Source organism: Streptomyces albiaxialis (assembly GCF_039530985.1).
Lineage (GTDB): Bacteria > Actinomycetota > Actinomycetes > Streptomycetales > Streptomycetaceae > Streptomyces > Streptomyces albiaxialis.
Window position 1 is genome coordinate 1 of sequence record NZ_BAAAPE010000023.1, and the last position, 15,030, is coordinate 15,030.

The window sequence follows — 15,030 nt, forward strand, 5'->3', positions numbered from 1 at the left end:
AAGCGCCCCGGCTCCAAGCATTTTGCTTTTCGCGTTGCGAAAAGCCACGGCCGCCTGCTGATCCGCCTATTGGTCTCTGGATTGCCAGAAAATTCCAGGTCAGAGGCTTGTGAGCTTTCCTGGGGTCGGAGATATGCAATTTATCTAAATTCAGGTGATCGATGCGTGAATTCCTGAAAATGCAAATCTCTGAATTCGTTGGTTCAATTCTTCTGCCTTCTAGGCTAGCACGCTTCGCGTGCTCTTTTGGAAATTTCGGCGCGCCGATGCCCGCCCGGTTGACCTCATGTGCTGTCTCGGATATTATTCTTCCTGTCGCTGAGTAAGTTACATGTAACTTACTTGACTTGAGCACTAGCATGGCCAGCCCCGGCGCGGACCGGTCATGACGGACCATCACGAAAGGAGGACGCGGATGCAGACCGACACAGAGCCCCGCGCGCAGGCCGAGGAAGACCCGCAGGCTTGGACGATGCCCACGCTGTACCGGGCGGAGTGGGTCGTGATCGTGCTGGTCTTCTTGGGAGCCGCTGCGGTCGGCCTCATCGGGCTCTACAGCAGCTTCGACAACGTCGCCGAGCACATGCGGGACAAGGGCTTCGAGCACCCCGAACTCGTGCCGCTCGCCGTCGACATCGCGATCCCGGTCTTCGGAATGTCCTACCTTCTCCTGCTCCGGGTGAACATCCGGCTCGACTGGGTCAGGTGGCTCTCTCACGCCCTGGTCGGCGTCACCATCTACCTGAACGTCACCAGCACCAACGAGCTGGACGCCCAGGTAGGGCACACCATCCTGCCTCTGCTGTGGGTGGCCTTCACGGAGGTGATCGCGCACTTCTACCGCGTGCAGATCGGGCGCGCGAACGGGACTCACACCGACCCGATCCCCCGGAAGCGGTGGATCTTCTCCCCCATCCCGACGTTCCTCCTGTGGAGGCGGATGCACCTCTGGGAGATCACCAGCTACCGCACAGCCCTCGACCTCGAAGAGCAGCGCATCCGCGCGGTCACCGCACTCCGCAAGAGGTACGGCCGCTTCGGCTGGCGCTGGCACACGCCCCTCGACCTCAAGACCGAACTCCGCCTCGGCCGCCTGACTCCGCACCAGGTGTGGACGGTCGACTCCGTCCCCACCCCCCCGACAGCCACCCCCGACGAGCCGACCCCGGCGGCCCTCCCGGTCCCCGCACAGCGCGAGGCCCAGCCCGAGCTGGAGAACACGACCGAGCAGACCGCCCTGCCCACCGGCACCCAGGCCGCGACCGACGAGGGCGACACCCCCTACACCCCCGCCCGCACCACCCTCCTCGACACGGCACCCGCCCCGACGGTCGAGACCACCATCGAGCGCGAGGCCCGCGAGGAGAGCGAGCGGCGGCAGCTCCGCCAGGACAACTACGAGAAGGCCGTGGCCGTGGTCCTTGAGTACGTCGAGCAGAACCAGCCGATCAGCGGTCCCCGCCTTGCCAGCGACGACCGGATTCCCGTAGGCGCCCGCTCCGTACAGCGCTACCTCGACCGCATGGTCAAGGAGGGCGTGGTCTCCGCCGACCTCGTCAAGAAGTAGGCCAGCTAGGCCAGCACCGCCCAACGCGAAGGGGCCCCGACACCATCGGTGTCGGGGCCCCTTCGCGTTCGAGGTAGGCCACCCGGCCTCACTCCGGCAGGAGATCTTGCGGGCGGCACGCCGAGCACAAGTCCAAGATCGACGCCACCTGTCGGTCCTCGCGCGCCAAGAGCGCGTCCTCACGGCTGAGCGGCCTACCGCCCGGCACCCAGCAATCCGCCCGGTGCAGCTCCGCGCGCCCCGGCGGCGTCCGCATCGGCACCAGCCGGAACGGCTCCGTACGGGCAGCCTCCGCAGCACTCAGCGCCGCGTCGACCTCGCCGAGCTGGAGCCGCAAATACGTCGCCACGACCTCATGCCGCGTCGCCTCCTGATCCAGGAACGTACGCAGAATCCGCAGGCGCGGCTCATCCGGCGGCAAATCAGACACGCGTTCGATACTAGCGGAGGTGGCCCGCACAGCTCCTCACCGGTCCGCAGCCACCGCCCCCGGCCCCCAGCCCAGCCGTCGACGCCCCGACACCTCGCAGGTTGCCAGAGGCTCTGAGCGCCCCTCCAGCAGCCGTTCCGCCGGGCTCCGGCGCTCACCCCGGCCCCCCGCATCCACAACGGCAGAGAGGGGCACTCCTGGCTCTGATCCCGTCCCCAGAGGACGGCGCGACCTGGTCATGCCCCCGCAACGAACACCGGGCGCCCTCCGTCACCGCGCGCGACATGATCGCGACACCTCTTTGCTGAACTGGCCTCTCCCCCACGGAGGGAGGCACCGATGCCCCTTGACCGCCCCGCCCTCGTCCCCGTGCCGCCGGGCGCGCTCGTCGTCCTCATCGGGCCCGCAGGAAGCGGCAAGAGCACCACGGCGGCGAGCCTCGCCGCCCCCGAGGCCGTCGCCGGGCGCGACGAGATGCGGCACCGGATCGCCGGTGACCCCAACGACCAAGGGGCGACCGCGGAGGCCGGCATCGCGCAGCACCTCATCCTGCGCGGCCGATTGCGCAGGCAGCTCGCCGCCGTCGCCGACAGCACGAACCTCGACCCCGCCGCGCGGGCCGCCCTCCTCGACCTCGCCCGGCCCTTCACCCCGCACCTCCTGGCCGTGCTCCACCGCGTACCCGTCACGACCTGCCTCCGCCGCGCCGCCACCCGCGAACGCCAGGTCCCACCCGAAGTGATCCGCGAACAGGCGCTCCGGGCACGGCCGCTGACCCTCCCCGGCCTCCGCGCCGAGGGCTGGTCAGCGGCCTACCTCGCAGGCCCACCCGGCGCCCTCCTCCAGCCCGCATGAGTAGCTGTGGCACATGCCTTGATCGGCGAGGGTCTGTGAGCCGGTGCCGGACGAGGGCTAGTGGGTGGTGTTCGCTCGTACTGCCCCGCCCCCGGGCGTGGGGGTCTACGGTCGCTGATGAGTAGACCTGCGGGCGTGTTGAGGAGGAGTTCTCATGGGGCGCGATAAGGCGGGCAAGCAGCGTCGACCTCGGCCAGAGGAGACGCATGATCATCACGGTTGGAGCCTGGATGCCGTGCCGCAGCCTGGTGGTTGGGCGCCGGACAGCAAACTGTTCGAGGACGTCACGGGCGCCGCCTTTGAGGGCTGCGTTTCCTGCCAGGATGCCGCGCTGACGCTGCTGGTCGAGGACGCGGTGACCACGGCCCGGCTGGTGGAACTGGCCTGCGGCGTCATCATCGGCCTAGAGGGGGACATGCCGCCCTCCCAGGTCGATCCCGACGCTCCGGGCAACTCCAGCCCAGAGTTCCGGCGCCTGGCCCGTGCGGGACTGGGCAAGACCACCGACGGGATGTACCACGAGTGCGAACAGATGACGCCCTCCGAACGGCGCGCGGCTGCGAACACCGCACTCGACACCCTCGTCGGCTTTGCCGCCATGCGCCCCTGAGCCACAGCCACTGACCGCGACATCGGACGGCCAGCACACCCGTTGTACGGTCGCGAGAGAGCCCGGAGGCACCACCATTGCCTCCGGGCTCTCTCGCGGCCGTACAGAGCCTCACGCCTCCCCGCTCCGCCTCCCCGCCAACGAGGTGATCAGGAGCCAGCCTCCTACGCAGATCAGTACGGCACCGAGAAAGCCGCCAACCGAGCTGACGAGCGCGCGATGGATCCCCAGCCACTCGACCGGCTTGGACAGCAGCGGGCAGCACACCCCGGCGACCATCAGCAGAATCGCCTTCGGCCGACGCGCCTCGGACTCCCGATCCGCTTTCTCCGCACGCTCACGCTCACGCCGGGCGGCGCGGGCCTCGTCCGCCGTGAGCCAGCGCGCGTCGAAGTCGATCACGCGCGCTGACAGATACTGCACGTACCGCGCCCGCACGTTCTCAAGGACGGTGGGCAGCAGGTCATCGGGGCCGGCCCCGGCCGCGTCCTCCTCCCGCGCCCACGTGAGGCCGGTGAGCATCACGGTCGGGTCCGTGTCGCTCTTCAGCCACAGCGTCCACTCGAACGCGCCCCTCTGGTCGTTCGCCTCGGTCTCCGTGGCGCGGCCCTCCCTCGTGCCCGCCAGCGCGGCAGCAGCCCAGCCCCGCCCGTCGGGGGTCAGCCGGTAGCCCTCGGCGCCCCGCACCGCCCATCCGGACCGGACGAGACTGTCCAGGGCCGTCGTCACACGGTCCGCCCGCACCGTGGACCGGGTGACGAGGTCGGCGTACGGCAGGGGCCCGGCGGCCGTCAGCAGCTCCCGCACCACCCGGCGGACCGGACGGCGCAGCCGTCCCGGGCTCACCGCCCCGTCTCCCGTCGGCTGACGACGTCGTCGGCGTCGAGGGAGCGGACCTCGGTCTCCCCCGTCTCCTGGTTCGTGACCGTCACCTCGATCACCTCGGCTCCGTCCTCGCCGTCCTCGAAGTGAAGATCGGCCACGGTCACGATCTCGGGCACGCCGCACTCGTCCTCCAGCATCACCGTGTCGCCGATCTCCAGCTCGTGGGCTCCCGCCGGGGACCACGTCACCCCCTCGCCCTCGTCCTGGTCCTCGACGGCCGCCGTGTCCGTGTCCGGCTGCTGGTCCGCGCGCGCGTCCTCCTGGTCCTGGTCCTCGACGACGTCCGGACCCGCGGCCTTCGTCAGCTCGACGGGCGCGGGCGCTTCGGGCACCGCCTCCGCCCGCACGGCGTAGCGGTCTTGCAGGTCCCGGATGGCCGCCTCCCGCCGGGCCCTGAGCCGCAGCAGCGACTCGGGGACCTTGACGTCCTTCCACAGCTCGGGCTCGGCAGCGCGCGCGTACGCCGTCTTCCACATGGCCGCGTCCTCCGCGCCATGCCCCTCCGCCGTGGGCGGGAGGACGCGGCAGACCTGGACCTCGCGCGCGGTCCGACCGTCGACGCGCGAGATCGCGCGGCCCTGCACGCTGGGCAGGTTCGTGCCCGTGCGGGCGTCACCCCACATCATCAGCGCCGTCTCCCGCGTGTGCTGGTCCAGCGCCGTCCTGCCCCTGAAGGAATCGCGCAAGACGCCCTTGACGACATCCGCGTCCGGACGCTGGAGGCCCTGGAGGCAGTGCATCTCCGCCGTGCGGCCCATCAGCACGAGGTTCCCCCAGTGCTTCAGGCAGGGGTGATCCTTCGGCCCCTTGTTGCCGCCGCCGTTGCCCTCGGCCGCCCGCGCCGCCTTTTCCTCGGCCCACAGCTCGTTGACCTGTTCCTTGAATACTGCGTACTCGTCCATGACGAACAGGAACTTTCCGTGATGGCCAACCTTGGTAATTCCCGCTTCGATTTCCCCATAACGTTCCTGCATTTCCCAGAACGCGGCCGTAATCGCCGAAGCGATATCCTCCGTATCCGTTACGAGGATCACGCCCGGGAAGTGCTGGAAATCCAGGTACTCCGTACGCTTGGGATCGCACAGCACGACGGGAATTCCTTGAAGTACCGCACTCAGGACGAGGTTGCGGATCATCACCGTCTTACCGGACCCGGTCGGGCCCACGACGAGATGGTGCGGCGTCTTGGACCCCAGGACCCAGGACAGATGATTGCCGTCCTCGTCCACGCAGTAGACCAGTTCGCCGTACTGCGCCCGGTAGTCCACCGGGTACAGCACATTCCTCGGGAACGGCGGGCGCTTCTCGAACCTGACCTTGTTCTCCTCGAATTCCCAGATGTCCCTCCATTCGCCCGGCAATTTGCTCTCCACCTGCATGAGGAGCTTCTGCCGGAACGCGGGCGACAGGTCGCGCGACGTTGTCGCGTAGGCGACACGGATGTCTGTGGGGCTGTCGCTGCCCTCCTCGAACGTGATCTTGTCGATTGTCGCTGTCGCCCCCATGACGGCCTGGACGACATCCCCGGCCCGCTGTCGCATGGCGGCCTGCTCGGCGGTGTCGCCTGTCGTGTCGCCCGTCGCGCCGCTGTCGCGCTCGACCAGGTCGGCTGTCGCGGCGTCATAGTCGAGGCGACAGAGAAGCTGTCGCTTGTGGCGGCGCCATGTCGCCTCGACTGTCGCGCCCATCCGTGTCGCGACGATCTCGCGGACTGTCGCGCGCGCCTTCTCGTCGGCGTCCTTGAACGTCGCCGGATAGACGATCTTGATGCGAGTGGGCCCCTGCCGGTTCCGCTTCTGCACCGTCACCATGCCCCGGGTGCTGCTCGTGCCGAGGACGGGTGCGAGGGCCTGGGCGAGGTCGCGGGCCCGGCTGGTGCGGCGGTGGTGCCACGTGCCGACGAGGCCCCACACGAGGGCCAGCAGCAGCGCGGCGCCGAGCAGCGGCGGGCGCAGCTCGGTCCGGTCGGTCATGCCCGAGGCGGCCCAGCCGACGAGGCCGAGGCCGAGGCCGGCAGTGGCCGCCTGGACGGCGGGGCCGCTGGAGGGCGGCTGCCCGGAGGTGGGTGCGGACTGTGTCACGGTCTCCTCCTTGGATACTCTCAGTGATTCGATCTTGGTTTGGCCGCTCGCCCTCTCCAGGCTTGACACGGGTGGTACGCTGGGGCCGCTTCGCCGCGTAGCAAGAAAAGGACCCAGCGTAAACCCGGACGTCAAGCCCTCCGAGGCCGGAATATCCCGCTGCGCCCCGCTACTCCTCCCCGCCCCCGCCGGACTCCGCCGGGGGCTTCTTCGTGCCCCTCTTGCCCCGCGCCCGCAGCTCCGCGCCGCGCGAGGCACCCCGGGGCCCCGGGCCCGTGCGCAACTTGGGTGCCGGGGGGAACGGCCGCCCGCCGTTGTGCCGCTCCTCCGCCTCCCGGGTGTGCTGAAGGACGGCCTCACGGACGAACTCGGCCAAGTTCTGCGCGGCCCCCTGCTGACCCCGGGTGTGCCACATCGCGTTGCGTGCCCGCTCGTAGAGGGAGTCGGGCATCGGGAAGCTTCGGGGCTTCATCGGGCCTTCCGCTTCGGTGCCGTGCGCGCCCGCGGCCGAGGCCCCCTCCGTGTCGCCTGTCGCCCCGCCCCTCCTGTCGCCGGTGTCGCCGGTGTCGCCGGTGTCGCCGGTGTCGCTGTCGCCCCGCCCGGCTCTGTCGCCGTGTCGCGTGTCGCTGTCGTCTGTCGCTGTCGCCTGTCGCGTCGTCTTGTCGCCGTGTCGCTGTCGCCTGTCGCCTGTCGCCGTGTCGCTGTCGCGCCCGGTGTCGCTGTCGCCTGTCGCCTGTCGCCGCGTCTGTCGCTGTCGCGGGACGCCGTCGCCTGTCGCGTCACGCCCGCTGTCGCTGTCGCCGTCCGCCGTCGCCGGGGTGTCGCCGAGGACGACGTCGACGGGGTCCGGCTCGCGGTGCTCCCGGAGTCCGGCCGGAGCCGACCGCACCCGCCGCCCCTTTTCCGTATCCCGCTCCTCGGTCACTGCCCCGCCCTCTCCTGACGCGCCCGCATCTCGTCGTAAATCCCCTGGTACATGTCTGCGATCTCTATAAGCCCGGCATCACCGAAATCACGCAGCGGCGTATGAAAACTTTCAATGGATTCCCGCACAAGAGGATTCCTCGGAATCGGCGGAGAAAGAACAAGATTCCCCAATGTCCGACTTTCTCTCATAGTCCGGAGAATCCTTTTCGCGTCCCGCGTTCTGTCGAATTCGGTAACGATGATTCCGGCGATTTCCAGTTCCGGGTTCCGTCGGGCCCGTATTCGCTCCGCGCTGTAACGCATTTCCTCGGCGCCCTGTGCGCTCCACAACGAGGCGCGCGCGACGATGAAAAGTTCTTCGATCGCGAGGAGCCCGGCCACAGCAAGATTTCCCAGGCCACGGGGAAGGTCGACCACGACGTCGGCGACCATGTCATCCAGTTCCTCGGAAAGCCGCGCCCCGCGCAGCGCGCGGAGGGATTCCGGGACCATGTCGATTTCCCGGTTCGCCAGGAGCCGCCCGGCGGGCGCGGCCACGATCCCGTCCCAGGCCGTCGGCGTCAGGACCGCCCGCAACGACAGCGGCCCGTCGCCGAGCTGGTCGTCGGCGACGGGCCGCGCGAGGACGTCCTTGATTCCGGGCGACAGGCGCTCGGGCTCCAGCACCGTCGTCGCGTCGCCCTGAGGGTCCAGGTCGAGCACGGCGATCGCCCGCGGATCGCCCTCCTGCCTCCGACGACGTACGGCCGCGTGCGCGATCTCCAGCGCGCTCGTTGTCCCCCCTGTACCGCCCTTGCCCTTGCCTACTCCGATCCACATGTCATGACCGCTCTCTCCATCCGTCCGACCGGCCGCCCGGGGCGACCGGCAAATTGCATGCGACATGCTAGGCCCCTCCGCCCCCTTCCTGACCTGCGGACAACGCATCAGGCAACGCACGGGAAACGCCTGGCAGTTGGCGATTCCGGCTATCGCATTCCCCTCATGGCAGCCTATGGTGGAAAGCCAAATCGCGTAAGTCACATGCAACTAAGGGCGCTTGATGCGGCGTCACAGCATGCGACCGCACCCCACCAACCCCAGAGGTGACCCCATGAACACTCAGCACACCCCCACCACCGCGACCGGGCCCGACACCGAGCCGTCCGGCCGTCTCCGCCGCTGGCTCCACCGTCACCGCGCCCGCCAGCTCCATGCCGGCGCCCGCTCCCGCCTCCGCGCGGACGTGCTCGTCCCGCTCGCCGCCTTCGGAACCTCCGGCCTGGAGAAGTTCCTCAAAGGCGACGCCCTCCAGGTCGGGATCCTTCTTGCCGGGCTGGTGATCCTCTACGGCGCCAAGCAGAAGAACGCCGCCGCATCCCTCACCGTCGGCGGCATCGCCCTCATCGGCCTGGCCGTCATGGGGATCGCCAACGACGGGATGGCCGTGTCCAACTTCCTCGGCGGCTGGATCTGGAACTAGGAGCCGTCATGCAGATGCACACCGACGACGAGATCTACGCGGTCGACGACACCTTTCTCGGGCCGCCTGGCCAGACCTTCCCGTTCGCCGTGCGGTACCGCGCCTACGGCATCGGGGCCGCGATCTTCGCGGTGATCCTCGCCCTTGAGATCTGGCTGGAGATCATCGGCCCGTGGAACGCGGTCTACGGACTGCTGGTCACCGTCGGTCTCACGATGTGGATCATGGACCGCGTCACGCACGAGACCGGCATCCGCCCGCTCCTGACCGTCTTCTGGCACGAAGTCAGCGCCCCCCGGCGCCGCACCCCGCACAGCCGTACGGGCCGCCTGGACCTCGCCAAGGTCCAGCGCCGCCAGCGCAACAACACCCCCGCTTCCTGACCCGAGCGGGGATCTCCGATGACCGCCTCTTGCCCAACACACGAGGGGAACACCGTGCAGCCCAACGACACGACCCAGGCCGCGCCCGCGCCCGACGCGCCGCGCAGCCGAGGGCGGCGCCTGCTGACCACCCGCCGCCGCTCCGCCGACACCCGCTACGACTCCGGCCTCGCCGTTCGCGACATCACCGGACACCTCGCGCTCGCCCAGGACGGCACCGTGACCGCCTGGTACACCGCCGCCCCGCAGCGCTGGAGCTTCCTGTCCGACGCCGACCGCAACGGACTGCTCGCCTCGCACGCCAAGCGCGTGGCCGAGCTGACCGGGCGCCGTCTCCACCTGCGCGTCACCCACCGCCCCTACCCGGTGCACCTGTGGGCCGAGGCCCTCGACAAGCGGGCCGTCAACCCGCTCCCCGGCTGGGACCGCTACCTCCAGGAGGAGCAGATCCACGTGGGCAGGAGCGGCCTGGACCTCAAGGTCGTCTACTACGGGGTCACCATCGGCCGCCTCAACGGCGCAGGACGCGCCTCCGCCCTGTTCACCGGAGGCCAGCGCGAACTCGACGCGCTCGCCCGGGACGTCCACGAGGTGGACGGCATCATGGCCGCGCACGGCATGGAGGCCAGCCCGGTCACGGCAGCAGAGATGGACTGGCTGCTCATCCGCTCCGTGGGCCTGGGCCTGCCCGCCCCGCTCGACGTCCCGCCGCGCCCCGACGACCAGTGGCTCCCCGGCGACTTCGCGGAGTACACCGACTCCGTCGAATGGGCCAGCCCGGAGGCGTACGCGCCGCACATCACCGTGACCGGGCACCGCAGCGGCACCAGCCTCACCCGCTACGTCGCCGTCCTCACCCTCGGCCAGATGGCGCTTCCCGACATCCCCGAGTCCGGACACGCCCCCTGGCTCCAGCGTCTCGACCGGCTCGGCTTCCCCTACGAGGTCAGCGCGGTCATCGACGTCCGCGACCCCGACAAGGTCGTCAAGGAGCTGCGCCAGCAGCTCCAGAAGATCTACCACCAGGTCAAGCACCACACCGAGCACCAGGTGGACATCAAGCAGCAGCTCGCGCGGCAGCGCCAGCACGCCCTGGGCACCGAGGACGACATCCAGTCTTCCGGCGCCACCGGCCTCGGCACGAGGGTCGAGGGCTGGTTCCGGATCGCCGTCTCCTCCTCGACTGAGAAGGGCCTCCTCGACCGCGTCAGCCAGGTCAAGAAGCGCTTCGGCACGCACGTGCTGGTGCACCACACCGCCGACCAGTACCGGCTCGCCCGGGAGTACATCCCGGGCGAGCCCCTGGCGAACTCCGCCTACCGGCGCCGGATGCCGGTCACCACCCTCGCAGGGGCCCTGCCCGCCGCAACCGCCCTGGTCGGCGACCGCGAGGGTGTGAACCTGGGCTACACCTCCGGGGCCTCCAAGCGCGCCGTGATGTGGCACCCCTGGCGCTCCCAGGAGATCCGCGAGGGCTCCGGCCTCACCCCCGTCGTCTCCACCCTCGGCGGTGGCAAGTCCACGCTGATCGGCAAAGTCGTCTACGACACGACGCGCATGGGCGTCCCGTGGGTCGTCCTCGACCCCTCCGGGCCCCTCACCCGCATGTGCGGCCTGCCCGAACTGCGGCCCTACGCCCGCGAGATCAATCTGATGGACGCCGCCCCGGGCACCCTCAACCCCTTCCGGGTCATCCCCGACCCGGACCCCGCGCACTTCCGTACCGCCGACTACTGGCACACCCGTGACCGCCAGGACGCGGCCGAGCGCGCCTACCAGCAGGCGATCAAGACGACCGCGGCCTCACGCCGCACCCTCGCCGTCGACGTGCTGCGCGGGCTGCTGCCGGAGTCCCTGCGCACCAGCGAGGCCACGAACAAGGCGTTGTTGATGGCGGCGCAGCGCGCGGACTGCTCCGTCCACTCCAGCCCGTACGCCATCATCGACGCCCTCGCCACCCTGGACGGCTCCCTGTCCGAGCACGCTACGCAACTTGCCGAGCTGCTGCACGGCGTCGCCGAGATGCCCCAGGGACAGCTCGTGTTCCCCGAGACCGACGGGGGCGACGACAGCTACCTGACCGCCCATCACCGGCTCGTCGTCATGTCCCTCAAGGGCCTGACCTTGCCCACGGCCGGTGTGCCCGCGAACGAGTGGACGCTGGAGGAGCAGTACTCGATGCCGCTGCTCTACCTCGCGGCCTGGTACGCGCAGCGCTCCATCTACGGCCGCGACATGCACGAACGAAAGGGGCTCGCGCTCGATGAGTGCTGGGCGCTGCTGTCCGTCTCCTCCGGCCGCACGCTGCTGAAGAAGACCGGCCGCGACTCCCGCAAGCACGACTGCCGCGCGCTGTACTCCACCCAGGACGCCGGGGATCTCATGTCCGCCGACCTCGGCAACTGGATCGATTCCACGTTCGTGGGCCGGACCGTCGGGCCGGATGCGCAGCGCGGCGCGCTGCGCATGCTCGGCATCGAACCCGGCAATGGCTATGAGGACCAGCTCGCCGGTCTCTCCCAGCGCACCCGCGATTCCGATCAGACGCAGATCCCCCGGGAGTTCATTTTCAGCGACGGCGAGGGCGGTATCGAGCGGATCACCGTTTCCCTCGCGCACCGCCCCGCCCTCCAGGAGGCGCTGAACACCACCGCGAACCCCCTCGCCCACGCCCGCCGGGCCGCGCAGGCCGCCAACCCGTGGACGGCCGACCTGACCAAGACCGGCGCGCTCAACGGGGCCGCGCACCTCAACGGGAACGGGGGCCCGCGATGACGCCGCGCCTCCTGCCCCGGCGCCTCCGTACGGCCCGGCCCGCCCGGCGCCGCCTCCTGGTGCTCGGCCTCCTGCTCCTGGTCCTCAGCGGCACGTTCCTCCTGGTCCCCCAGGTGGTGACGCCCGCGCAGGCCAACCCCTGTGACTCCCTTCCCGGCGGCAAGGACTCCCCGGCCTACGAGACCTGCATGGGCGACAAGCTCCCCGAGAAGGACAAGAACAAGAAGCCGAAGCCGCCGAGCATCGACGACCCGGCCGGCCTCCGGCCCGAGTGCAAGTCCGCGCCCGTCCCCGGGCGCCCCGGCCGCGGTGCGGGCTCCTGGGCCCTGCGCGAGCCCGGGAAGGCCCCCGCCCCGCTCAGCCCCGGCAGCAAGGGCGCCTCGGCGCACCTGTACGAGCAGTACGGGCTCGCGGGCATGCAGTGGCACACCTACGACCTCGCGTGCGACACCGCAGGTGACAGCCTCAAGAACATCCACGCCGATTACCAGACCCAGCTCGCGAACTGGCTGTTCGGCGCGAGCAGGTGGTGGACCTCGCTGGCCATCGGCATGCAGGAAGAGGCCACCGGCAAGGGCTACATCAGCAAGATCTACGACCTGTCCGGCGATGCCACCAAGCAGGTCCGCGACGCCGTCTATGCCCCCTGGATCGGGCTGTCCGTCGTCGTCCTCGGCCTCAGCATCCTCTACCGCGCCCACCGCAAGGACATGGCCGCCACCACCCGGGCGATCGGCTGGGCGCTCCTGGTCATGGCGACCGCCAGCGTGGCGTTCAACTACCCCAAGGCCGTCGGCAGCATGGCCGACACGGCGATCGTGGAGACGGTGGGGCAGCTCCAGCAGGGCGTAGCCGGGGACGTCACCCGGGGCTCCGAGCCCGGGGTCGCACAGGGCAATCTGCTGACCAAGGGCGTGCTGTACGAGGGATGGCTGCGCGGCAACTTCGGCGACTCCGACAGCAAGGTCGCCCGCAAGTACGGCATGAAGTTGTACGACGCGCAGTCGCTCACCTGGGCCGAGTCCCGCCTGCCCGACGACGAGCGCAACAAGATCATCGAGGCGAAGCAGAAGAAGTGGGAGGACATCGCGTCCAAGGTCAAAAAGGAGGACTCGGACGCCTATCAGTACCTCACCGGGCAGGCCGACGGCCGCCTGTCCACCGCGCTTGAGACCGGCCTCGGGGCGACGCCCGCGAACGCCTACAGCTTCGCCGCGTCCACGCTGATCATCTCCGCGCGGCTGATCATCCCGACCGCGTTGGTGTTCTTCCCCGCCATCGCGGTCATCGCACTGCACCGGCTGATGAGCGGCACCCTGCGCTCTCTGGGCTCCAGCGTCGCCGCCGCGCTGATCAACGCGCCGGTGTTCGCTCTCGGCGCCGCCATGGAAGTGCTGTTCGTGAAGACGTTCTTCAGCAACAACGCCTTCCCCGACTGGTTCGCGGTCGTCCTGCTGTGGATCCTCACCGTGATGATGTGGATGATCACCAAGCCGATGCGCAGGCTCGCTGCCGTGGTCTCCCCGAACTCCTCTTGGTTCCAGGCAGGGATCGGGGCGCCGCGCGCGGCCAAGGCCGCCCTGGGCGGTGCCGCGCTCGGCTACGCCAAGGGCCGGATGAGCGCCCGCCAGATCGGACGCATGGTCAACGGCAAGGGCAAGAAGGGCAAGGGGGACGAGGGTCCCGAGGACCACGACAGCACCCTCTCCGACGACCTCACCGCCGACGGCGACCAGGAGCGCCACGGCCGCGGGCCCGACTTCAACGACCTCGTCTCGGCCCGCGCCCGCAACGGCGACGCCCCCGAGCACGACGACGGCGGGTACCGCTGGTCGGATCAGGACTGGTGGGACGACTACAACGGCCAGTCCACCCCGGCCACCTACACGCCGGACCGCACCGGCACCGCCGCAGGCAGCGACACCACGACGCCGGACACGGACCGGCCCACCGTCCCCGAGCAGCCGACGGCGGGAGCCGCTGCGCGGCCCTCGGCCACGGCCGTGGCCGACGCGGACGACGCGCCCGCCGCCCGCGCCTCCTCGGCCCCGCCGCCGCCCCGTCCCTTCCATGACGCCCTCGGCCGCGCCATGGCACGCGACCGCGCCCACGGCATCGCCCCGCCGAACATCCCGGACCCCACCAGCACCCCGACGACCGGCGCCGAGGGCAGCCCGCCGCCGGTCGTCGGCGAGGCGTCCTCCCGCGCCGCCGAGCGCCGCCAGGCCGCGCAGGAGGACATGCCGGACCCTGCCGCGCCCTCCGCCGTGCCGGGCCCGGTCTCGACGCCCGGCACGGGCAGCAGGCCGAGCAGCACCCCGCCGCAGGAGCCGCCCGCCTCTCCCCCGCCGCCGCGCGCGCCGCACGAGGGCGACCGGCCCGCGCCGTTCGTCGCCCCGACCATCGAGGAGGACGGCGGGCAGGTGTTCGTGGTCTACAGCCCGACCAGCACCAGCGGCTACGACACGCACCGCGCCGAGCCGCCGCAGCCCGGCACCAGCACCCCCGAGCGTGACGAGGACGGAGGAGCCTGATGAACGACCGCATCCGCAGCTCGCTCGCCTGGGTCCTGCACTCGCCCCGTCGGCTGGTCGCCGTCCTCGGCGCCGTCGTCCTGGTGCTCGTCCTCGTCGCCGCCCTCGACGGGGAGGACGAGCACCAGGAGCAGGACGCCAAACCGGCCCCGAGCAGGTCGGCGCCGCGCAGCTCGGCACCCGCCTCCCCGAGCCCGAGCACCCCGCCCGACCTGAACGCCGCGCTCGACACCGGCCGCGCCGTCGTCGCGCTGTGGGCCTCACACCAGGACCGGGACGCGTGGCTGAGGGATCTGAAGCCGCACGTCACCGAGCGGTTCGCCGCCCGGCTCGCGTCCGTCGACCCCGACCGGATCGAGAGCAGGAAAATCGGCAAGGCCCGCAACACCGACACCGGCGGCGACACCCTCACGTCCGTTGCCGTCTCCACGGACGCCGGGCCGGTCACGGTCAACCTCATGTGGCAGGGCGAACGCTGGTGGGCCTACGCCATCGAACCCGGCGCGCAACCGGAGGCGTAG

At 70.3% G+C, this 15,030-nt stretch carries 14 protein-coding genes; 8 read left to right on the forward strand and 6 right to left on the reverse strand.

Going from position 1 to position 15,030, the window contains the following annotated elements; genetic code table 11:
- Positions 1–361, reverse strand: a 361-nt coding sequence (locus tag ABD343_RS36225; RefSeq protein WP_344534509.1) for a hypothetical protein, incomplete at its 3' end; no start/stop codon positions are given.
- A 54-nt stretch (positions 362–415) separates the two neighbouring features.
- Here ABD343_RS36225 and ABD343_RS36230 point away from each other — a divergent pair.
- Entirely contained in the window at positions 416–1,567 is a 1,152-nt protein-coding gene (locus tag ABD343_RS36230; RefSeq protein ID WP_344534511.1) for a DUF2637 domain-containing protein, read from the forward strand.
- Between the two features lie 88 nt (positions 1,568–1,655).
- Here the strand turns inward: ABD343_RS36230 and ABD343_RS36235 are convergent, their stop codons facing one another.
- Positions 1,656–1,997 carry a DUF6233 domain-containing protein gene (locus ABD343_RS36235; RefSeq protein ID WP_344534513.1) on the reverse strand — a complete coding sequence of 114 codons (342 nt, stop codon included), beginning with the start codon at positions 1,995–1,997 and terminating at the stop codon, positions 1,656–1,658.
- A 339-nt stretch (positions 1,998–2,336) separates the two neighbouring features.
- On the opposite strand from ABD343_RS36235, the gene ABD343_RS36240 reads away from it, so the two are divergent.
- Together ABD343_RS36240 and ABD343_RS36245 are read left to right on the forward strand one after the other, a co-directional pair.
- Entirely contained in the window at positions 2,337–2,852 is a 516-nt protein-coding gene (locus ABD343_RS36240) for an AAA family ATPase (protein ID WP_344534515.1), read from the forward strand.
- A gap of 154 nt (positions 2,853–3,006) precedes the next feature.
- Positions 3,007–3,462 (forward strand): hypothetical protein, encoded by a 456-nt coding sequence (locus tag ABD343_RS36245; protein WP_344534517.1) that lies wholly within the window; start codon positions 3,007–3,009, stop codon positions 3,460–3,462.
- Between the two features lie 111 nt (positions 3,463–3,573).
- Here ABD343_RS36245 and ABD343_RS36250 read toward each other — a convergent pair whose 3' ends face one another.
- The 4 genes from ABD343_RS36250 to ABD343_RS36265 all read right to left on the reverse strand — a co-directional run bounded on the left by ABD343_RS36250 (position 3,574) and on the right by ABD343_RS36265 (position 8,174).
- Complete coding sequence (locus tag ABD343_RS36250; RefSeq protein WP_344534519.1) at positions 3,574–4,308, reverse strand: hypothetical protein; 735 nt, start codon at positions 4,306–4,308, stop codon at positions 3,574–3,576.
- A complete protein-coding gene (locus tag ABD343_RS36255) occupies positions 4,305–6,428 on the reverse strand; it encodes an FtsK/SpoIIIE domain-containing protein (RefSeq protein WP_344534521.1) in 2,124 nt (707 codons plus the stop codon). Before ABD343_RS36255 ends, ABD343_RS36250 begins: the two co-directional genes overlap by 4 nt.
- 169 nt (positions 6,429–6,597) lie before the next feature.
- Positions 6,598–7,353, reverse strand: coding sequence for a hypothetical protein (locus ABD343_RS36260; RefSeq protein ID WP_344534523.1), 756 nt, complete (start codon positions 7,351–7,353; stop codon positions 6,598–6,600).
- Positions 7,350–8,174, reverse strand: a complete 825-nt coding sequence (locus ABD343_RS36265; protein WP_344534525.1) for a ParA family protein — start codon at positions 8,172–8,174, stop codon at positions 7,350–7,352. Before ABD343_RS36265 ends, ABD343_RS36260 begins: the two co-directional genes overlap by 4 nt.
- 274 nt (positions 8,175–8,448) lie before the next feature.
- On the opposite strand from ABD343_RS36265, the gene ABD343_RS36270 reads away from it, so the two are divergent.
- The 5 genes from ABD343_RS36270 to ABD343_RS36290 are packed head-to-tail and all read left to right on the forward strand — an operon-like array spanning position 8,449 to position 15,030.
- The gene (locus tag ABD343_RS36270; protein ID WP_344534527.1) at positions 8,449–8,817 is read left to right on the forward strand and encodes a hypothetical protein; all 369 of its coding nucleotides are present in this window, start codon (positions 8,449–8,451) and stop codon (positions 8,815–8,817) included.
- 8 nt (positions 8,818–8,825) lie between these two features.
- Positions 8,826–9,200, forward strand: a complete 375-nt coding sequence (locus ABD343_RS36275) for a hypothetical protein (RefSeq protein WP_344534528.1) — start codon at positions 8,826–8,828, stop codon at positions 9,198–9,200.
- Positions 9,201–9,254: 54 nt separating this feature from the next.
- Entirely contained in the window at positions 9,255–11,975 is a 2,721-nt protein-coding gene (locus tag ABD343_RS36280; protein WP_344534529.1) for an ATP-binding protein, read from the forward strand.
- Entirely contained in the window at positions 11,972–14,509 is a 2,538-nt protein-coding gene (locus ABD343_RS36285; RefSeq protein WP_344534531.1) for a hypothetical protein, read from the forward strand. The genes ABD343_RS36280 and ABD343_RS36285 overlap by 4 nt, the downstream gene beginning before the upstream one ends.
- On the forward strand, positions 14,509–15,030 hold the full coding sequence (locus ABD343_RS36290; RefSeq protein WP_344534533.1) for a hypothetical protein: 522 nt from the start codon (positions 14,509–14,511) through the stop codon (positions 15,028–15,030). The genes ABD343_RS36285 and ABD343_RS36290 overlap by 1 nt, the downstream gene beginning before the upstream one ends.